This is a genomic window from Hymenobacter psychrophilus (genome assembly GCF_900107135.1).
Classification (GTDB): Bacteria; Bacteroidota; Bacteroidia; order Cytophagales; family Hymenobacteraceae; genus Hymenobacter; species Hymenobacter psychrophilus.
In genome coordinates, this window is the sequence record NZ_FNOV01000021.1 from 1 (window position 1) to 19,293 (window position 19,293).

The following is a 19,293-nucleotide window of genomic DNA, read 5'->3' on the forward strand; positions in this document are numbered from 1 at the left end:
TGGGCTTTGACCGTGGTCGAGTCGACCAGCACCCAAGCATAATCCGGCTCCTGCACCGCCTGGAACAGGCCCTCCCAGACCCCAGCCAGCGCCCAGCGGCGAAAGCGTCGGGCTACCGTGTTCCAAGGGCCAAACCGTTCGGGCAGGTCGCGCCAGGCGCAGCCCGTGCGCACCCGGTAGACCACGGCGTTGACAAAATGGCGGTTGTTGCGGCCTGTGCCGCCTGCCGTACCGGCCTGCCCAAGTGTGTGCGGCTGAATCAGTTCCCATTCACGCTCAGTAAGTTCGTGGCGTCGCATCCCGCAAATTTAAACATGACTGTCCACACACTCTAGAGCAGAAGCGCAATTTGAAAGCCGGATATTAGTATTATGCTGTAGCGAAGGTCATTTATCCTTGGGCAAATACTTGTCGTGCAGCGAGTCGGCCGCTGGGAAGTAGAACGTGGTCGAATCGCGTGGGTGGCCCTGGGCATCGGAAACGGCCGGATTTTGCGGGTAGGCGCTGGGAGTAGTGGGAGAGGCACAGGCAGCCAATAGCAGGAGAGGGAAGAGAGAGTAGACGCGGCGCATAAGGCAGGAGGGTGGGATATACCTAGTGGAACACATAACGGCTAGCTTAATACCGTTTCTCCCCGCGGGCCGAACTCAGTTCAATCAGATACGCGCAAGCTTGGCGGAACGGGTCAGTTGCATCGGGGGTCTGGCGGGCTGCCATGTGGTAGCCATCGGCCCGATGCGTCTCCAACAACCAGTAGGCCCCATCCAACATGCCGGGTCTGGGCTTGCAGGCAGGTAGCTGCTGGAAGCGGCTTGTCCGGAGCAAACGCTGGAATTGCTGCCACTGCTCCGGCGAAACGGCTACCGTAGTTTCTTCTGTCTCCACTCGCCTCGCTCGGCGCTTGCCCTCGGCTACTAGCTTTTGAAACTCCGGGTCAGCCATTGATTCGTTATAGCGTTTCCGAGTTCGTTTCCGGGTATAATCGGAGGCCGTCGGCGACAAGCTATCAGGATGCTGTACAGTTATTATCTGGAAGCCGGGGATTTTATCCAAAAGCCTTGTATTGAGGGTGGTGCCAGCAGAATCATGGCGTAACGTGAGCAGCACGGGGCGGTGAAAGGAGCGAAGCCAGAGAAATCGGACGATATCAGCTCCCAGATAATAGTTGGATAAGACAGGGGCATCAAAATAGTTGAGCACATAGGACGCATGTTTTAATTCATCCGCGCAGTCTGCAAACCGAATATCAGTGTTGTAATAGATGCCATCGGGGCGTTTCTCCTCGGGTAAATAGGCGTCGTGTAGTGTGTCGGCCACCGGGAAGTAGAACGTGGTCGAATCCCGCGGGTGGCCCTGGGCATCGGAAATAGCCGGGTTTTGCGGGTAGGGGCCGGAGGTAGTAGGAGAACCGCAGGCGGCTAGTAGTAGCGCGAGCAGTAGGAAACAGACGTAGCGCATAAGCAAAAGGGGAGGATATAGCTGGCGGAGCACAAGGTAATAGTTCCCTGTTCTCCACACCAAACCACCCGCCCGCCGCGTTAAAACAGACGAAAACGCCCATTCCGGGGCAATCCCGCCCGAACTTTTCGCTACTTTTGGATTCCTCCCGACGCCGCCGGCGGCGCTCGGGGCTCCTTTGCGCAACGACTTTTAGATGAACCTATTCCCCCGTCTGGCACTGGCTGCCACCCTTGGCGCCGCTGCCCCGCTGGCCGCCCTGGCCCAGCAAACGCAGGTTTTTACCAACGATGAACGCTTTTTCCAGGAGGGCCTGGAGTTGTTCGACAAGGGCAAGTACGGGGCTGCCCAGCAGGCTTTTCGGCAGTACCAGGGCCAGGTAGAGCGCCGCGCCGGCCAGCTAACCCCCGGCCGCCTCGCCGATGCCGAGTACTACGACGCCGTGGCCGGCCTGCAGCTGCTGCACCCCGATGCCGAGGACCGCATCCTGGCCTTCGCCACCGACAACCCGGCCCACCCCAAGGCCAGCCAGGCCTACTTCGAGCTGGGCCGCTTCTACTTCAACAAGAAGGACTACGTGCGGGCCATCGACTACCTGCAGAAGGTGGGGCCCGACAACTTGGACGACGACCAGCGGGCCGAGTCGGAGTTCAAGCTGGGCTACAGCTACTTCGCCCAGAAAGAGTTCGACAAGGCCCGTTTGCAGTTCGACCGCAACAAGGCCGGCAACCACCAGTACCGCTACGCCAGCGCCTACTACGCCGGCTACCTGGCCTACCGGGCCGGCGACTTTGAGGGGGCGCGGCGCGACCTGGCTACGGCCGAGCAGAACGACGCCTACCGGCCCGTGGTGCCCGCCCTGATGGCCCAGATTCTGTACAAGGAAGGCGACTACGACGGCCTGATTGCCTACGCCCCGCAGGTGCTGCGCCAGACCCCGCCGCCCCAGAGCGCCGACGAGATTCAGCTGCTGCTGGCTGATGCTTACTACCAGAAGGAGGATTTCAAGGAGGCCGCCGGGTATTTTGACAAGTACGCCGCCGGCCGCAAGAAGATTGAGCCTGAGGTGCAGTACAAAATCGGCTACGCCAACTTCCGCCAGGGCGACTTCAAGGGGGCCATTGCCAGCCTGAAGGGCGTGGCCGCCCGCCGCGACTCGCTGGGCCAGAACGCGGCCTACCACCTGGGCCTGAGCTACCTGAAAACCAGCCAGAAGCAGCTGGCCCTGAATTCGTTCGGGGCCGCCCGCCAGCTCACCTACGACAAGAACATCACCGAAAACGCCACCCTCAAGTACGCCCAGGTGAGCTACGAGCTGGGCAACTCGCCCGAAACGGTGGCCGCGCTACGCGACTTCCAGAAGCGGTTTCCGCGCTCCAAAAACCAGCCGGCTGTCGATGAGCTGCTGAGCGAGAGTTTCTTAAATTCCTCCGACTATGCCCAGGCCCTCAACTACCTCGACAAGCTCGACGACCGCAGCGCCAAACTCAACGCCACTTACCAGCGCGTCGCCTTCCTGCAGGCCGCCACGCTCTACAACGACAACCGCTACCAGGACGCGCTGCCGCTGCTAGACCGCAGCCTCAAATACCCCGAAGACGACGCGCTGCGCGCCGGGGCCCAGGTGCTCAAGGGCGATATTTACTCGTACGGCCAGCAGTACCCGGCCGCCATTACGGCCTATCAGGCCGCGGCCCGCACCAGCCGCCGCGCCGGCGCTGCCGACACCGACTACGACCAGCAAGCCCGCTACGGGCTGGGCTACGCCTACTACAACACCAAGGACTACGCCCAGGCCCGCCAGCAGTTCCAGGCCTGGCTGCGCGACCCGGTGGCCAAGCCCGCCGACGCCAACTACTACGACGTGACCCTGCGCCTGGGCGACCTCGCTTACCTGGCCAAGCAGTACCCCCAGGCCCTGGAGCAGTACGAGCAGGTAATAAAGGCCAACGCCGCCGACAAGGACTACGCCTACTACCAGAAAAGCGTGGTTTTGGGCCAGATGGGCCGCCGCGACGAGGCCGCTGCCACGCTCAGCACCCTGCTCAAAACCAGCCCCACCTCGCGCTACGCCGATGATGCGGTGTACCAGCAGGCCCAGCTCGACTACGAGGGCGGCCAGTTCCAGGCGGCCGTTACGGGCTTCTCACGCCTGATTACCAACCGGCCCAACTCGCCGCTCATTCCGCAGGCGCTGCAGAAGCGCGGCATTGCCTACCAAAACCTGAACCAGCAGGACAAGGCGGCCGACGATTTCAAGCGGGTGCTGCGCGAATTTCCGCGCACCAAATCGGCCCAGAGCGCTATTTACAGCCTGCAGGAAAGCCTGAGCGCCCAGGGCAAAACCGAGGAATTCGACCAGTACCTGGCCCAGTTCCGGCAGCAGAACCCCGACAGCAAGGCCGCCGAGAGTGTGGAGTTTGAGGCCGCCAAGTCGCTATATACGGCCGAAAAGTACGCCCAGGCCATTCCGCGCCTCGAAGGTTACCTGAAGCAGTACCCCGGCACGGTGCTGGCCGCCGATGGCCGCTACTTCCTGGCCGACTCGTATCTGCGCACCGACCGCAAGGCCGAGGCCCTGCCGCGCCTGAAGGCGGTGGTGCAGGAAAACAAGAGCGAGTTCGTGAACCGGGCCGTGGGCCGGGTGGCCGACCTGGAGTTTGAAAACAAGAACTACGCCGAGGCCGCCAAGTACTACGCCCGCCTGCGCGAGGTGTCGCAGAACAAGCGCGAGGTGGCCAACGCGGGCATCGGGCTGCTGAAAAGCAGCTATGAAGCCAACGACCTGGAAACCACCCGCCGCGTGGCCCGCGAGCTGCAAACCCAGGGCGGAGCCGCGCTCAACGCCACCAACCTGGCGCTGCTCTATCTGGGCAAGGCCAGCCTGAAAGCCGGCACCCTCGACCAGGCCATCCCCGAGCTGACTACGGCCGCCGCCATGGCCAAGGACGAGAGCGGGGCCGAAGCCCAGTACCTGCTGGCCCAGACGCTGTTTCAGCAGAAGAAGTACCCCGAAGCCCTGGATGCCGCCTACAAAAGCAACGCCGACTTCGCCGGCTACGACCTGTGGCTGGGCCGCGCCTTCCTGCTGATTGCCGACATCTACAAGGAGCAGGGCGAAATCTTCCAGGCCCGGGCCACGCTCAACTCCATCATCGACAACAAATTCCCGGTGCCCGAAGTGGTGGCCGGCGCTAAGCAGCGCCTCGCCGGGCTGCCCGCCGATGCTACCTCCTCGGCCCCCGTTACGCCCGCGCCCACCGGCAAAACGCCGCCCAAAACTACCAAGCCTAAAGCGCCCGCCCGCAACTCGCTCACGGCCCCCGCCGACACGACAGCCACGCAGCGCTGACCGATGTAGAGACGCGTCTTCGCGTCTCGTCGTTGAACGGTTTACCGTTGAACGACTTGCTTGAACAGCCGCCCAACAAGTGTCCGGCAGACGGGCCGTTCAACGACGAGACGCGAAGATGCGCCTCTACACCGCTGGTTCAGGCAAGCAGGTGCAACAGACTAGAAATCAGAATAAAACAGGAGAGGAGTAAAGGGTGAATAAGCCACCAAAACGGCAACCCAGAGCCCCAGTCCCTACGTCCCCCAAGCCCCCGACATGACCCATAAACTCCTGGCCGCTGCCGCCCTGCTCACCGTTGCCGCCCCGGCCTTTGAGGCCCGGGCCCAGAAAACGCGCGGCACGATTGAGGACGCCGAAATTGAGATTGTAAAGGAGCGGGTAAACGAGCTGCCCACCGCCACCCGCAACTTCGAGAAGGTGAAAATAGAGGCTCCGGCCAAAACGCCCGCCGCCCCCAACTACACCTACCCCGACTTCCGGCTGCCGGCCGACAAGCTCAACCCTACGGTGCGCGTGCTCACCATCCGGCAGGAGCAATTGCCCGAGCTGAGCGGCAACTACCTCAAGGCGGGCATCGGCAACTACGGCACCGCCTACGGCCGGGCCTACCTGCACAACAACCGCTCGGAAAACGCCAGCTATGGCCTCGATTTCAAGCACCTCTCGTCGAGCCGCGGGCCGGTTGACCGTGAGAACTCGCGCCAGAGCCAGACCAGCCTGGGCCTGAACGGCGAAACCTACAGCGGCCCGCTGGTACTGGGTGCCAAAGTAGATCTGGGCCGGGAGCGGTACAACTTCTACGGCTACAACCGCAACGTTATCGAGCTGCCCGAGGCCGATAGCCTCAAGCAGGTATTCAAGCGGGCCGGCGTGCTGGTGTATGCCCGCAACCGGGCCCGTGATGCCGCTTTCCAGTACAACGTGGGCCTGGGCTACAACTACTGGTCCGATGCCTTCGCGGCCAGCGAGAGCAACGTGTACGCCACCCTGCGCTCCACCTACAAGCTCACCGAAACCAGCCGCGTGCGCGTTGATGGCGACGTGTCGTTCATCTCCCACAAGGATTCGCTGACCGAAACCCGGCCCTTTTTCCAGGTGACGCCGGCTTTCGAAACGACCCTCAACCGGCTGAGCCTGCGCGTGGGCGCCACGCTGGGCTACACCGGCGACACCATTACCGATGCCCGCCAGTTCAATGTGTTTCCGGCCTTGCGGGCAGCCTACACGGTTACCGAAGACAAGTTTGTGGTGTACGCCGGGTTGGGTGGCGGCCTGCAGCGGGTGACGCTATACGACTTGAGCACCGAAAACCCCTGGCTGGCCCCTAACGTGCGCGTGGCCGACACCCGCCGCGGCCCCACGGTCTACTTCGGTTTTGATGCCACGCCCGCCCGCGCCCTGGAGGTGAAGGCCCGCGTAACACTGTCCAACGACCGCAACCTGTACTTCTACAACAACTCGGCCCGCGACTCCACCAAGTTCGAGCTGGTGTACGACCAGAAATCCACCCAGCTTTTCAACCTGCACGGCGAGGTGATGTACACCGCCGCCGAGAAGCTGCGCCTGGGCCTGAAGATGGATTACAACGGCTACAACGTGAAAACGCTGGCCCGGCCCTTTCACCGGCCCAAGTTCCAATCCACGCTGTTTGGCTCGTATAATTTCTACGACAAGCTGCGGGTCGGGGCCGAGCTCTACACGCTCAGTTCCAGCTACGGCACCGGGCTGCGCCCCGGCAGCACGTTCCCCGGCGCAAACCTAACCCGCGAGCCCCGCCTCACCGACACCGTAATCGACCTGAACCTGCGCGGCGACTACCAGCTGACAGAGCAATTTTCCGTCTTCCTAATGGGTAACAACCTGCTGGGCCGCAGCAACATGCAGTACCTCAACTATCCGGTGAAAGGCATCAACGTGCTGGGCGGCGTGAGCTACCAGTTCTAACGGCCCGTTGCCAAAAAAGCGGCATATCAACTCATCATTCCGTACATTTCGGTTTCTGTTACCTGCTCTGACTGACATCCTACCTATGCTAGCCGACCATATCCGGGCCCTGCTCCAGCACCACGACTGCGTTATTATCCCCAATTTTGGGGGGCTGATTGCCGACTATGCGCCGGCCAGTGTCCATCCGGTGCGCCACACGCTGAGCCCACCGGCCAAGCGCGTAGCCTTCAACCAGAGCCTGACCCGCAACGACGGGCTGCTGGTAGATGCGCTGAGCCAGCGGCTGAGCGTGAGTCCGACCCAGGCGCGCGAGCTGGTGCAGCAGGCCGTGCAGCGCATGCAGCAGGAGCTGGCCAGCGGCCACCGCACCGAGCTGGGAGGCGTGGGCACGTTCCGGCAGGCACCTGGTCGGGGCCTGGAATTCGAGTACACCGGCACCGAGAACCTGCTTGGGGCCAGCTTTGGGCTGCCCGAACTGGTTTCGCGCCCGGTGCGGGCCACCGATGCGCTACTGGCCCGCGAGCGGCCCACCGCCGCTCCGCAGCTGCGCACCCGCCGCCTCAACTGGGCCTGGCGCACGCTTGGCGCCACGGCCATTGCGGGCCTGGTGCTATCGGCTAACTATATGTTTGCCGACCTGGCGGGCTACCTGCCCGACGTTCTGCGAAGCCAGTCGATAGCGGGGCCTACCGTTCCGGTGCCCGCGCCACGCCAGCAGGCCAGCCTGAGCAGTGCCGCCACTACCCGGCTTGCTGCCCGCCCGCAACCCGCTTCGCCGGATGATTGGAACCAGGCCGCCACGGCTACGGCACCGGCCGAGTCGGCAGCCGAACTACTGAAAGAGGTTGAGGCCCCGGCGCCGCTCGCCGCCGCACCCACGTCTGCGCCCGTTGTGAAACCCGCCCCAACGGTTCCCGCCGCGGCCATCCGCCCCGCCCTGACCGTGGCTACCCTGCCCGACCAAGGCACCAAGCCGGCCGCTGCTAAAGCCGCCCCTAAAGCTCCGGGCTGGGAGAAGGCGGCCGCTACCAATGCAACTGCCGGGGCGTCGGCCGCGACTGTTAGCAGCCGCACGGGCCGTTACTACGTTATTGCCGGTTCCTACACCAGCCTGGCCAATGCCGAGAAGGGCCGCCAGGCGCTGGTGCGGCTGGGCCACCCGGCCCGCGTGTTGCTACCCGCGCCCGGCAGCCGGCAGTTCATGCTTTCGGCCGTCGATTTCCCCGACCGTACTTCCGCCGACCGTCAGGCCGTCATCCTGCGTAAGCGCATGGGCGACCTGTGGATCAAGCAGTATTAAAGCGTAGTGCTTAGTTGATAGTGCATAGAAACTTGTCATCCTGAAAAAGCCGTATGTTTCCCCGGTCGCCCACGTCAGGACGACGAACCGGCTGCCGGGGAAACATACTGGCTTCGTCGGGATGACGTTCTTTTACCGCCTGCCCAACCACCAAGCATCCATCTCCAACCGCCCAGGTACTATAAACCAAGCACTAAAAAATGACGCTTCTGTCCCTGTTTCTACAACTCCAGGTGGGCGACCCTACCGCGGTGCCCGTCGGCTCGCCCGCAGCGGCCGACTCGGCTGTAACTGCCGCCAACCAGGCCGTAGCCGAGGCCTCGGGCCTCTCGCTGATTGATTTGGTCATAGCCGGTGGCTGGATTATGGTGCCGCTGTTTCTGCTGCTCTTCCTCACGATTTACATCATGCTGGAACGCTACCTCACCATTCGCAAGGCGGGGGCGGTGCCCGAGTCGTTTATGCCCGGCATCGGCAACCTGATGGTGAAAGGCGACCTGCAGGGCGCCAAAATGCTCTGCGCCCAGAACCCTACGCCCCTGGCCCGCATGATTGAGAAAGGTATCCGCCGGGTGGGGCTGCCGCTGAGCGAAATTGAGGCCAGCGTCGAAAACGTGGGCAAAATCGAAATTGCCCGCCTCGAAAAGAATATCAACGTGCTGGGTATTGTGGCCGGCATTGCGCCCATGCTGGGCTTTGTAGGCACAATTATCGGGGTAATCAAGATTTTCTACGCCATTAGCTCGACCGGCGACTTCGGCATTGCCCAGATTTCTGGTGGCCTCTACACCAAGATGGTAACCTCGGCCGCCGGCCTTATAATCGGCATCATCGCCCACATCGGTTACCACTGGCTCAGCATCATGGTTGAGCGCATGGTGTTCCGCATGGAGCACTCGGCCGTCGAGTTCATGGATATCCTGCAGGACAACTAATTGATTTGAGCTTGGCGCTTTTAGCTGTTAGCCGTTAGCTTGATGTTCAGGCAAAAGGGCAGGAGCTAACAGCTAACAGCTCTCAGCTAATAGCTCAAAAAATGAATCTCAGCCGGCGCCGTAAGATTTCTTCCCATGTCGAGACCAGCTCGATGAACGACATCATGTTCTTCCTGATGCTGTTCTTCCTGATTGTGTCGACGATGGTGAACCCGAACGTGATCAAGCTCATGCTGCCCAACGCCCGCTCGGGCAAGCAAGCCATGAAGCAGCCCATCACTATTTCGGTCGATGCGGCGGGCACCTATTTCCTCGACCGTACGCCCATTACGCCTACCGAGCTGGAGCCCGAGCTGGCCCGCCGCATCGCCGGCCTGGAAAGCCCCACGGCCGTGCTGCGCGTTGATGCCTCGCTGAACGTGCAGAAGCTGGTCGACATTCTCGAAATCGGCAACCGCCTCAAGATAAAGATGGTCATGGCCACCCAGGCCCAGCAGGGGAAATGATTTTTAGAGCGTAGGTAGTAGTGCTTCGTGATTAGGTTGTTCTGATATCTGGTACGTAGGACTCAATAACTAAGCACTAACAACTAAGCACTAGGCACTAAAAAATGGAATACCGCGAAGAACACCGGCGCGAAGCTTTACTGGGGACCGTGCTATTTCACGTGGCCCTGGCCGTGCTGTTCTTTTTCGCCGTGTTCAAAGGGCCCGATCCGCCGCTTGATACGCTGGGCGGTGACGGGGTGGAACTCAACTACGGGGTGGATGAGGTAGGTTCGGGCGATATCCAGAGCCAGGCCCCGGCCAACGAGTCGAAGAACCGGGAGGACAGCCGCCCGCCCGCCGCCCAGCCCGACCCCACGCCGCCCCAGCCCACTGCCCAGCCCGACCGCACGCCGCCCACCGAGCAGCGCGTGGTAACCAGTGAAGCCGAGGAAAGCCCCGTAACGGTGCCGCCGAGCCCCAAGCCTGCCCCGCCCCGCGAGGCAGTGCCCACGCCCCCCGAGCCCGTGCGCCCCAAGGTTGATCAGCGGGCCGTGTTCACGCCCCGCGCCAACCAGGCGAATGGTGGCGGCAATGGCGTAAACGGCTCCAGCAACGCGCCCACCGGCAACAACAATGGCGACAACCCCGGCACCGTGGGCGACAAGGGCGACCCGCGCGGCACCTACGACGGCAAAGCCTATTCGGGCGAACCTGGCAGCGGCGGCAGCGGCAGCAGCCCCGGCAGCGGCGGCCTCGACATGAGCGGCTGGGCCGCCGTCAACAAGCCCAGCGTGGCCCTTATCGACAACAACTCGGGCTTCGTGAAGTACAAAATCCGCATCAGTGCAGATGGCGACATTGAGGCCGTGACCAAGGTGTCGGGCAACGTGTCGCCGGCCCAGGACCGCCTGTGCCGGGAAGCGCTGGAAAAAGTGGAGTTCCGCCGCACCAGCGCGGCCGAAGGTGGTGCAACCGGCTTCTACACCTTCCGCTTCACGGTAAGATAAATGTTAGCTGTTAGCTGAGAGCCATTAGCTGTTAGCTTTCGGTCTAAAATACGCTTACTCGTAATGGCTGCCTGCCTGTCCTCCGGAACGGGAGCTAACAGCTAATGGCTCTCAGCTAACAGCTAGAAAAATGACTTACCAGCAAACCCTGGACTACCTGTATGCCCGGCTGCCGATGTTTCAGCGGGTGGGAGCGGCGGGCTACAAGCCGGGACTGCAGCGCACCGAGGCACTGGCCGCGGCTACCGGCCACCCCGAGCGGCAGTTCCGGAGCGTGCACGTGGCCGGTACCAACGGCAAGGGCAGTTCCAGCCATTTGCTGGCGGCCGTGCTGCAGGCCGCCGGCTACCGGGTGGGCCTTTACACCTCGCCCCACCTCAAGGAGTTCACCGAGCGCATCCGCCTGAACGGGCAGCCGCTGGAGCCAGATTTTCTGGTAGACTGGGTAGCACGCTGGCGGCCCACCTTCGAGCAGGTGGAGGCCTCGTTTTTTGAGGTGTGCGTGGCGCTGGCCTTCGACTACTTCGCCCAGCAGCAGGTGGACGTGGCCGTGGTGGAAGTGGGCCTGGGCGGCCGGCTCGATTCGACCAACATCCTGCAGCCGCTCGTCTCGCTCATCACCAACATCAGCCCCGACCACCAGGCCCTGCTCGGCGACACGCTGCCGCTGATTGCGGCCGAAAAAGCCGGCATCATCAAGCCCAATACGCCCGCCATCATCAGCCAGACCCAGCCCGAGGTAGCGGCCGTGTTCGAGCAGAAAGCCGGGCAGGAGGGGGCCCCGCTGCTGTTTGCCGACCAGCACTACCGCGCCGAGCTGCTGCGCGAGCCCGCCCCCGATGAGGCCGCGCAGTGCCTGCGTATCTGGCACGAAGAGCAGGTGCAGCTCGATGAGCTGGCGCTGGGCTTGGTGGGCGACTACCAGCGCCTGAACCTGCCCGGTGTGCTGGCTACGGTGGCCGAGCTGCGCCGCCAGGGGTTTATCATCGAAGAAAGCCACCTGCGCGAAGGCCTGCGCAACGTAACCCGGCTGACGGGCCTGCGGGGCCGCTGGACCATCCTGAGCCGCCGGCCGCTGACGATTTGCGACACGGGCCACAACGAGGCCGGCATCCGCTTTATTGTGGCTCAGCTGGCCCGCCTGCCCCGGCAGCGCCTGCACTTCGTGCTGGGCGTGGTGCAGGACAAGGACATCAGCCAGATGCTGGCCTTGCTGCCCCCGGAGGCCACCTACTACTTCTGCCAGGCCAGCATTCCGCGGGCCCTGCCGGTAGCCGAGCTGGCCGAACGCGCCGCCGCCCTGGGCCTGAAAGGCAGCCCGTACGCCTCGGTGCCGGCCGCCTTGGCCGCCGCCCGCGCCGCCGCCGCCCCGGATGAGGTCATCTTCATCGGGGGCAGTACCTTTGTGGTGGCCGAAATAGAGGAGCTTTGAATTGCTGGTTTTTGGTGGGTGGTTTCTGGTTGTTGGCTCGTTGATCAGTCACTCTCAGCCTACCAGCCACTGCAAGCCAATGCTGCTTTACTGAAGCCAACAACCAAAAACCACCCACCAAAAACCAAGCAGTGAGCAGAAGTAAACTCCGGCGCTTTGCCGCCAACGCCGAGCGGCCGACCATTGTGGAGCCGGGCAAAGAAACTTACGAACAACTGGCCGGCCGCTGGCACGCCGACTTTTTTGAGAATGACCACCCGATTACGCTCGAAGTGGGCTGCGGCAAGGGCGAGTACACGGTGGGGCTAGCCGCACGCTACCCCGGGGGCAACTTCCTGGGCCTCGACATCAAGGGCGACCGAATCTGGAAGGGCAGCACCCTTGCCCTGGAGCAGGGCCTGAGCAACGTGGGCTGGCTGCGCACCCGCGCCCACGAGCTGGCCGCGCATTTCGCCCCCGGCGAGCTGCACGAAATCTGGATTACCTTCCCCGACCCGCGCCCCCGCGACCGGGATATCAAGCGCCGCCTCACCTTCCCGCGTTTCCTCGATCTGTACCAGCACATCCTGCGTCCCGGCGGCCGGCTGCACCTCAAAACCGATAACGAAGGGCTGTTCGACTACACCCTCGAAACGCTGCAGCAGCGCCCCGGCGCCACCATTGTGGCCCAGACCCGCGACCTGTACGCCACGCCCGAGCTGCTGCCCCACGCCGAGGACATCCAGACCACCTTTGAGCGCAAATACCGCGAATTGGGCGTGCCCATCAAGTACGTGCAGTTCGAGCTGAGCTAACCACCCGTTTAACACCCCTGCTCATGGACGCCTTGCTGCCGGTTGACACTATAGACCTGTTTCCGGTGCTCGACCAGCACCTGTTCGGGCTGCTGGCCGCCCTCACGCCTCCCGAGTGGGAGCGGCCCACACTGGCGCCGCAGTGGCGGGTGCGCGACGTGGCCCTGCACCTGCTCGACGGCAACCTGCGGGCGCTGTCGATGCTACGCGACGGGTACTTCGGGGTGGCGCCGGCCGGCAATACCTACCCCGGGCTGGTAGCTTTTCTCGATCAGCTGAATGCCGATTGGGTGAGGGCTGGCCAGCGGCTGAGTCCGGCTGTAATCCGGGGGCTGCTGGTGCAGTCGGGGGCCGAGTACAACCAGTTTCTGGCTGGCCTGGAACCGATGGCGCCGGCCACTTTTGCGGTTGGCTGGGCCGGCGAAACCACTTCGCCCAACTGGTTTCATATCGCCCGCGACTACACCGAAAAGTGGCACCATCAGCAGCAGATCCGGCAGGCGGTGGGGCAGGAGGCCGCGCTGCTGGTGCCCGCGCTCTACCAGCCCTTTCTCGACACCTGCGTGCGGGCCCTGCCCCATCAATACCGGGTCGTGCCGGCCAGCGTGGGCACCGTGGTTGCGTTTCGGGCCGTTGGGCCGGTGGGCGGAACCTGGTATTTGCAGCGGCAGGCCGATGGCTGGGCCCTGGGTCAGGCCTATTCCGGCCGGCCTGATACCACTATCGAGCTGGCGGGGGAAGTGGCGTGGCGGCCGTTCACCAAAAGCCTGCCGCGGCAGCAGGCCCAGGCGCACATAGCCATCAGCGGCGACGAACGGTTGGGCCTGCCGGTTTTCGGGCTGACGGCAGTGATGGGCTAAGCGCCGCCGGTTATTCTTCCAGCGCCTCGAACAGGGCTTCCAGCTCGTCGAAGTCGCGGATGCCGGGCTTGATTTCGTCGCCGCCCTGCAGGATGAGGCCGGCCGGCTGCACGGCGGCCAGCAAGGCGGGCAGGGTTTCGGGGGTGAAGCTGCCGCTGAGCCACAGCGGCGCGGTGGCGGCCGCGCCGGCCATAATGCGGTATCCTTCGTCAGTGCTGGCATCGGGACCGAAATCCAGGGCCCGGGTCAGCAGCTCGAAGCCGGCCGGCAGGGCCGCCGTGAAGCTTTTCTGGGCCTGCTGGTGGTACTCGCCATCGTAAGCGGCCATCTGCGGAATCTCCAGAACAGCCGGTACGGTGAGGGCAGAATAGGCGGTGACTGGCTGGCTCGAATCGCGCAGCAATACCCGGGTTAAGCTACACTCCTCCACCAGCCGGTTGATTTCCGACACGGGCATTGTGCCGCCAAACTCGCCGATGATTTCTACGCCGGCCACCCAGCCGGCCAGCTCCTTGACCGTGGCCGCATCCACGGCGCCGGGCAGGCTGGGGTCGAGGGTGAAGATAAGGCCGTCGGCGCCCATGCCGGCGCAGTAGCGGGCATCGGAAAGGTTGTTGATACCGCGGACGAGGACGGGCAGAAGCAGGGACATAGGTGAATGAGTGAATGAGTGACTCGGTGTAGGAGGGGCAAATATACTGGCATCCTGCCCGGCGCCCCAAGGTCGTCCGCTCATTCCCCGAGTCACTCATTCCCCGAAAGCGTATCTTTGCGCATTCGGCCGGAACCTTTCACGCTCCGGGCGCAATTAAACCAGGTATGAACACAACGAAAGGACGGGTGCTGGTCGCTATGAGCGGCGGCATCGACAGCTCGGTAGCAGCCGTGATGCTGCACGAGCAAGGTTATGAGGTGGTCGGGATGACCATGAAAACCTGGGATTACGCCTCGGCCGGCGGCTCCAAAAAGGAAACCGGCTGCTGCTCGCTCGATTCCATCAACGACGCCCGCCAGATTGCCGTCGAGCTGGGCTTCCCGCACTACATCATCGACATCCGCGACGAGTTCGGCGAGGCCGTCATCAACAATTTCACCGACGAGTACTTGGCCGGGCGCACGCCTAATCCCTGCGTGCTTTGCAACACCCACATCAAGTGGGATGCGCTGCTGCGCCGCGCCGACCAGCTTGGCTGCGAGTTTATTGCCACCGGCCACTACGCCCAGGTGCGCGAGGAAAACGGCCGCTACGTCATCAGCAAGGGCATCGACGACAACAAGGACCAGAGCTACGCCATTTGGGGCGTGAGCCAGGCCAGCCTGGCCCGCACGATGTTCCCGTTGGGCGAGCTGCGCAAGTCGGCCATCTACGACTTCGCCCGCGAGCGGGGCTTTACCGAGCTCGTGAACAAGCCCGAGAGCTACGAAATCTGCTTTATTCCCGACAACGACTACCGCAGCTTTCTGCGGCGGCGCGTGCCGGGCCTGGAGGAGCGCGTGGCGGGCGGCGAGTTTGTGCTGCGCGACGGCACGGTGGTGGGCACCCACGAGGGCTACCCGTTTTATACCATTGGCCAGCGCAAGGGCTTGGGCATAGCGCTGGGCTTCCCGGCCTACGTCACGGCCATCGACCCCGATACCAACCGGGTGGTACTGGGCAACTTCGAGGAGTTGGCCAGCTCGCGCACGCTGGTCGGGCAGCTCAATATGGGCAAGTTCGCCTCGCTCGAAGGCCGTGGGCTGGTGCCGAGCACTGTTAAAATCCGCTACAACCACGACGGTTCCGCGGCTTTTCTGGAGCAGCGCGGCGAGAAAATCTACGTGTACTTCGAAGAGCCGGTGCATGCCGTGACGCCCGGCCAGGCCGCCGTATTCTACGAGGGCGACGACGTGCTGGGCGGCGGCTGGATTGAGCGCCACACCATTGGCGAGATTCCCGAGCTGCTGGCCGAGCTGAGCGCTTAGTCGATTGTGGCTGGTGCTTCGTTTTTAGTGCTTAGAAAATAACCTTCTCAACCGTTACCTTCCGCTTATCAATTGCTACATGATGCATAAGAACTATCTGCGCCGAGTGGGCGGAAATAAGCTGCTGGGCCTGGCGGCCACCGGGGCGCTGCTGCTGGCCGGCTGCGGCGACAATGCCGAGGTAATGCCGCAGACGCTGCCCGACTACTACCCGCTCAGCGTGGGCAGCTACCGCATCTACGACGTGGCCGACACCGTGTGGCGCGACAACGTGCCCACGGCTAGTCGCTTCCAGTTCCGCGAGCAGGTGCTGGGTGCCCCGGAGCCCGACGCGGCCGGCCAGCCAGTGTATCAGGTGGTTCGCTCGCGCCGCAACTCGGCGGCCGAGGCTTGGCGGGTCGATTCGGTGCTGGCCGTAACGGTAGCCCCGCTCAACATAACCGAGCAGTTCAACAACCGCCGCACGGTAGCGCTGGTGTTTCCGGCCGTGGAGGGGAAGAGCTGGAGCTACAACGCCTTCAATAACCAGGATTCGGTTTCGGCCGTCACGCGCTTCTACCAGCAGATAGATCAGCCGTTCAGCATCAGCCGCAACGGCAAGTCCTACGAGTACGCCAACACCATTACCACCGTCAACGACCTCAAAACCGGCGACAACAACAACGCCACCAAGCTCATCGTCCAGCGCACCACTTTTGCGCTGGGTGTGGGGCCGGTGTACCGCGTCAGCCGCAGCTTCAAAAACGACTGTTCGGGTTCCCAGGGCTGCCGGTTTCCCTTTGTTCGCAATGTCGGCCAGTCGCGCAATCAGGTGCTGATTGAGAGCGGGAAGTAGTTTAAGCGGGCAAGGAGTGAGGTGGGTAGTTTGACGCTCGGGGGATCTGGCGGGGCAAACGGCACAGTAGGGTCCCCTGAACGTCCAACTCCCCATTCTGCCCTATGCGTTGTTTTTTACTGATTGGCTTGCTGGCGGGCCTGAGCCTGCCGACCCTGGCGGCCCGCCCAACGCCCACCCCGCCTGCCCCGAAACCGGCCGCGGCCAAAAACACCGTGCGCCGGCACCTGATCTACTTCCGCGACAAAACCGGCACGCCCTTCAGCGTCAGCCGGCCCGAGGAGTTTCTGTCGGGGCGGGCGTTGCAGCGGCGGCAGCGCCAGCAGATTGCCGTGCTGCCCCGCGACTTGCCGGTGAGCCCCGCCTATGTGCAGCAGGTGAAGGCGGTGGCCGGCGTGCAGCTCTGGTACACCTCGCGCTGGTTCAATGCCGCCGTAATAGCCTGCGATTCGGTTGTGCTGGCGCAGGTGCAGGCCTTGCCCTTCGTGCAACGCGCCCGCACGCTCAACCGCGGCCTGCCCCAGGGCAGCGCCCAGCCCAAACCCGCGCCTGCGCCACCAACCCCCGAGCAGACGACGGCCGACCGCAGCCAGTACGGCAAGGCCTACGCGCAAATCCGGCAGGTGGGGGCCGAGCGCATGCACAACGCCGGGTTCCGGGGCGAAGGCCTACAGATTGCCGTGTTCGATGCCGGCTTTACGGGCGTTAATACGGCGTCGGTATTCGCCTCCATGTTCACCCAAAACCGCCTGCTGAGCACGTTTAACGTGGTAGAGAAATCGGCCGCCGTGTTTGGGCGCGACAGCCACGGCACCAATTGCCTGGGCATTATTGGCGGCGACGAGCCGGGCCGCTACCTGGGCGCGGCGCCCAAAGCCTCGTTCCGGCTTTTTATCACCGAAGACAATGTGGGCGGCACCGAGCATCCGGTGGAGGAAGTGAACTGGCTGGTGGCGGCCGAATACGCCGACTCGGCCGGGGTGGATATTATCAGCTCCTCGCTGGGCTACACCACCTTCGACGCCCCTTCGCCCAGCTACTCCTACGCCGATATGAACGGCCGTACGGCCCTCTCGACGCGGGCCGCCGCGGTGGCGGCCCGGGTGGGCATGCTGGTAGTGAACTCGGCCGGCAACGACGGCAACAACGCGTGGCGCTACATTGCGGCCCCGGCCGACGCCGACTCGATTATGACGGTGGGCGCGGCCGACTCGCTGGGCCGGGTGGGCAGCTTCAGCTCGCGCGGGCCCACGGCCGACGGCCGCCTCAAGCCCAACCTGTCGGCAATGGGCGTGGCCACGGCCATTGTGAACCCGAGCGGCACCATTTCGCGGGGCAACGGTACCTCCTATGCCTGCCCGGTGCTGGCGGGTCTGGCGGCCGGTTTCTGGCAGGCCAACCCCCGCCTCACGGCCCAGCAGGTTATTGCCCTGTTGCAGCGTTCGGGCACGCAGGCCACTGCCCCCGACAACAACCTGGGCTACGGTATTCCCGATTTTGTGCGGGCCTACAACCTGGCCAACCCTGGCACGCCGCTGGCCAACGCCCCGGCCCGCGGGGTGGCGGGGCTGTATGCCTACCCCAACCCGGTAGGGCCGGGTGAGCCCCTGTATCTGCAGCTGCCCACTGGTCCGGGCCCGGGTATCCTGGAAATTAGGATCTATGACGCCCGCGGGGCGCTGGTGGCCCGGCAGCGGGTAGCGCCGGCCGCTACCGGCACGGTGCGGCTCGAAACGGCCGGACTGCGACCGGGCATTTTCACCTGCCTGATTGGGCCGGGGCCGCAGCAGCAGGCCGTGCGTTTCGTAAAGCAGTAGTCCGGCAGTAGTCAAACCCACCAACGAAAGAAGCAGGCCCGACCGGGTCTGCTTCTTTCGTTTAAAAGTACCTGGTTGGCCGGGGGGGCATATCAGAACCGGTCGATGCAGACTACCTGCTTCTTCTTTTTCAGCCGCAGGCCTAGCAATACTTCATGGCTGCCGCTGTGGTAGTTGGCGAGTCGCGAGGCCCCCGTGTCGTAGGAGTAGCTCAGCGCCAGTTGCTCGTAGTTGAAGCCGACCATGGCCACGGCGGCGTCGTTGAGGCGCCACGACACGCCGGCCCACAGCAAATCCTGGTACTTGAGCTTGGCATTGACATCGACGGCAAGCGGGGCCGGGCTGACGGCTTTCACCAGCACCGACGGGATAATCGACCAGTCATCGGTAAGCGGCAGCCGCACCCCGCCCGTGAGGAAATAATGTCGCCGGAGGGAGTTGCCGACGCCCGCGCCCAGCTGGTTGAGGCCGTAGGAAAAGTCGAGCTTATTGGCCAGCAGCTGGGTGCTCGATACGCCCACGAACACGCTGGGACTGTACACCCACAGGCCCACCGAGCCGTCGAGTACCCGCGAGGCGTCGCTGGGGGCCACCAGATCGGGGTCAGTGAAGAATTTCAGCTTGGAGCCATCAACGGAAAACTGCTGCACGCCCACCGACATACCCAACGCGGCCCGAAGCCTGGGCGTTATCACCACGTTGTAGGCGTAGGAAACGTAGCCGCTGGTGCGGCTGATGGGGCCGGTTTCGTCGCGGTACACGTAACCGCCGATGGCGTGAAACGGCCGGCGCAGGTCGCGGCGGGTGCGCTTATCGGTGGTGAGCCACTTGCCCAGCGAGGAGTTGATGCTGGCGTAGTACGTGCGGGGGGCTCCCTCCAGGCCCACCCACTGCGTGCGGTAGCTAAGCTTTACGTCGATGTAGTCTTCGACGCCCGTAGCCCCCGGGTTGAGCAGGTAGTTGTTGTTCATGTACTGGCTGTACTGGGCCTCCTGTTGGGCCAGCGCCGGCGCGGCGGCCAGCAGCAGCGGCAGCAGTAGCAGGGAGAAATTTTTCATAACAGCAGGAGCATTAGCATCGGGAAGGAAAGCAGGTAGTCAGGT

At 63.5% G+C, this 19,293-nt stretch carries 17 protein-coding genes; 12 read left to right on the forward strand and 5 right to left on the reverse strand.

Features of this window, described 5'->3' with window-relative positions; translation table 11 throughout:
• From BLW21_RS19990 to BLW21_RS19995, 3 genes are all read right to left on the reverse strand, one after another.
• Positions 1–299 (reverse strand): IS5 family transposase (locus BLW21_RS19990; RefSeq protein ID WP_139255348.1); only part of this gene is annotated, 299 nt, incomplete at its 3' end.
• 87 nt (positions 300–386) lie between these two features.
• Positions 387–572, reverse strand: coding sequence for a hypothetical protein (locus BLW21_RS21385; RefSeq protein WP_139255349.1), 186 nt, complete (start codon positions 570–572; stop codon positions 387–389).
• Between the two features lie 46 nt (positions 573–618).
• Positions 619–1,458, reverse strand: a complete 840-nt coding sequence (locus BLW21_RS19995; protein WP_092743733.1) for a hypothetical protein — start codon at positions 1,456–1,458, stop codon at positions 619–621.
• A 196-nt stretch (positions 1,459–1,654) separates the two neighbouring features.
• Here BLW21_RS19995 and BLW21_RS20000 point away from each other — a divergent pair, with 196 nt between their 5' ends.
• From BLW21_RS20000 to BLW21_RS20040, 9 genes are all read left to right on the forward strand, one after another.
• Complete coding sequence (locus BLW21_RS20000) at positions 1,655–4,810, forward strand: tetratricopeptide repeat protein (protein WP_092743735.1); 3,156 nt, start codon at positions 1,655–1,657, stop codon at positions 4,808–4,810.
• A 258-nt stretch (positions 4,811–5,068) separates the two neighbouring features.
• Positions 5,069–6,757, forward strand: a complete 1,689-nt coding sequence (locus tag BLW21_RS20005; protein WP_092743737.1) for a TonB-dependent receptor — start codon at positions 5,069–5,071, stop codon at positions 6,755–6,757.
• Positions 6,758–6,842: 85 nt separating this feature from the next.
• Positions 6,843–8,060, forward strand: coding sequence for an HU domain-containing protein (locus tag BLW21_RS20010; protein WP_092743739.1), 1,218 nt, complete (start codon positions 6,843–6,845; stop codon positions 8,058–8,060).
• 200 nt (positions 8,061–8,260) lie between these two features.
• On the forward strand, positions 8,261–8,995 hold the full coding sequence (locus BLW21_RS20015) for a MotA/TolQ/ExbB proton channel family protein (RefSeq protein WP_092743741.1): 735 nt from the start codon (positions 8,261–8,263) through the stop codon (positions 8,993–8,995).
• Positions 8,996–9,096: 101 nt separating this feature from the next.
• Positions 9,097–9,501 carry an ExbD/TolR family protein gene (locus tag BLW21_RS20020; protein ID WP_092743743.1) on the forward strand — a complete coding sequence of 135 codons (405 nt, stop codon included), beginning with the start codon at positions 9,097–9,099 and terminating at the stop codon, positions 9,499–9,501.
• Between the two features lie 149 nt (positions 9,502–9,650).
• Positions 9,651–10,490, forward strand: a complete 840-nt coding sequence (locus BLW21_RS20025; RefSeq protein ID WP_139255350.1) for a hypothetical protein — start codon at positions 9,651–9,653, stop codon at positions 10,488–10,490.
• A gap of 130 nt (positions 10,491–10,620) precedes the next feature.
• Positions 10,621–11,922, forward strand: coding sequence for a bifunctional folylpolyglutamate synthase/dihydrofolate synthase (locus tag BLW21_RS20030; protein ID WP_092743747.1), 1,302 nt, complete (start codon positions 10,621–10,623; stop codon positions 11,920–11,922).
• A gap of 131 nt (positions 11,923–12,053) precedes the next feature.
• Complete coding sequence (gene trmB / locus BLW21_RS20035) at positions 12,054–12,716, forward strand: tRNA (guanosine(46)-N7)-methyltransferase TrmB (RefSeq protein WP_092743749.1); 663 nt, start codon at positions 12,054–12,056, stop codon at positions 12,714–12,716.
• Between the two features lie 23 nt (positions 12,717–12,739).
• Positions 12,740–13,576, forward strand: a complete 837-nt coding sequence (locus tag BLW21_RS20040) for a maleylpyruvate isomerase N-terminal domain-containing protein (protein WP_092743751.1) — start codon at positions 12,740–12,742, stop codon at positions 13,574–13,576.
• A 10-nt stretch (positions 13,577–13,586) separates the two neighbouring features.
• Here the strand turns inward: BLW21_RS20040 and BLW21_RS20045 are convergent, their stop codons facing one another.
• Entirely contained in the window at positions 13,587–14,228 is a 642-nt protein-coding gene (locus BLW21_RS20045; RefSeq protein WP_092743753.1) for a beta/alpha barrel domain-containing protein, read from the reverse strand.
• A gap of 167 nt (positions 14,229–14,395) precedes the next feature.
• Between BLW21_RS20045 and mnmA the strand changes: the two genes are divergently transcribed.
• The 3 genes from mnmA to BLW21_RS20060 all read left to right on the forward strand — a co-directional run bounded on the left by mnmA (position 14,396) and on the right by BLW21_RS20060 (position 18,190).
• Positions 14,396–15,538 carry a tRNA 2-thiouridine(34) synthase MnmA gene (gene mnmA, locus BLW21_RS20050; protein ID WP_139255351.1) on the forward strand — a complete coding sequence of 381 codons (1,143 nt, stop codon included), beginning with the start codon at positions 14,396–14,398 and terminating at the stop codon, positions 15,536–15,538.
• A 79-nt stretch (positions 15,539–15,617) separates the two neighbouring features.
• Complete coding sequence (locus tag BLW21_RS20055; protein WP_092743757.1) at positions 15,618–16,373, forward strand: hypothetical protein; 756 nt, start codon at positions 15,618–15,620, stop codon at positions 16,371–16,373.
• 104 nt (positions 16,374–16,477) lie between these two features.
• A complete protein-coding gene (locus BLW21_RS20060) occupies positions 16,478–18,190 on the forward strand; it encodes a S8 family peptidase (protein ID WP_092743759.1) in 1,713 nt (570 codons plus the stop codon).
• A 92-nt stretch (positions 18,191–18,282) separates the two neighbouring features.
• Here the strand turns inward: BLW21_RS20060 and BLW21_RS20065 are convergent, their stop codons facing one another.
• On the reverse strand, positions 18,283–19,248 hold the full coding sequence (locus tag BLW21_RS20065) for a PorP/SprF family type IX secretion system membrane protein (RefSeq protein ID WP_092743761.1): 966 nt from the start codon (positions 19,246–19,248) through the stop codon (positions 18,283–18,285).
• Positions 19,249–19,293: the final 45 nt, after the last annotated feature.

Excerpts from the sequence above, each read along its gene's own strand:
- BLW21_RS20060 (WP_092743759.1), top strand. The coding sequence starts at position 16,478 with ATGCGTTGTTTTTTACTGATTGGCTTGCTGGCGGGCCTGAGCCTGCCG.
- BLW21_RS19995 (WP_092743733.1), bottom strand. The coding sequence starts at position 1,458 with ATGCGCTACGTCTGTTTCCTACTGCTCGCGCTACTACTAGCCGCCTGC.
- BLW21_RS20005 (WP_092743737.1), top strand. The coding sequence starts at position 5,069 with ATGACCCATAAACTCCTGGCCGCTGCCGCCCTGCTCACCGTTGCCGCC.
- BLW21_RS20045 (WP_092743753.1), bottom strand. The coding sequence starts at position 14,228 with ATGTCCCTGCTTCTGCCCGTCCTCGTCCGCGGTATCAACAACCTTTCC.
- BLW21_RS20000 (WP_092743735.1), top strand. The coding sequence starts at position 1,655 with ATGAACCTATTCCCCCGTCTGGCACTGGCTGCCACCCTTGGCGCCGCT.
- BLW21_RS20020 (WP_092743743.1), top strand. The coding sequence starts at position 9,097 with ATGAATCTCAGCCGGCGCCGTAAGATTTCTTCCCATGTCGAGACCAGC.
- BLW21_RS20010 (WP_092743739.1), top strand. The coding sequence starts at position 6,843 with ATGCTAGCCGACCATATCCGGGCCCTGCTCCAGCACCACGACTGCGTT.
- BLW21_RS20055 (WP_092743757.1), top strand. The coding sequence starts at position 15,618 with ATGATGCATAAGAACTATCTGCGCCGAGTGGGCGGAAATAAGCTGCTG.
- BLW21_RS20030 (WP_092743747.1), top strand. The coding sequence starts at position 10,621 with ATGACTTACCAGCAAACCCTGGACTACCTGTATGCCCGGCTGCCGATG.
- BLW21_RS20040 (WP_092743751.1), top strand. The coding sequence starts at position 12,740 with ATGGACGCCTTGCTGCCGGTTGACACTATAGACCTGTTTCCGGTGCTC.
- mnmA (WP_139255351.1), top strand. The coding sequence starts at position 14,396 with ATGAACACAACGAAAGGACGGGTGCTGGTCGCTATGAGCGGCGGCATC.
- BLW21_RS20015 (WP_092743741.1), top strand. The coding sequence starts at position 8,261 with ATGACGCTTCTGTCCCTGTTTCTACAACTCCAGGTGGGCGACCCTACC.
- BLW21_RS21385 (WP_139255349.1), bottom strand. The coding sequence starts at position 572 with ATGCGCCGCGTCTACTCTCTCTTCCCTCTCCTGCTATTGGCTGCCTGT.
- BLW21_RS20065 (WP_092743761.1), bottom strand. The coding sequence starts at position 19,248 with ATGAAAAATTTCTCCCTGCTACTGCTGCCGCTGCTGCTGGCCGCCGCG.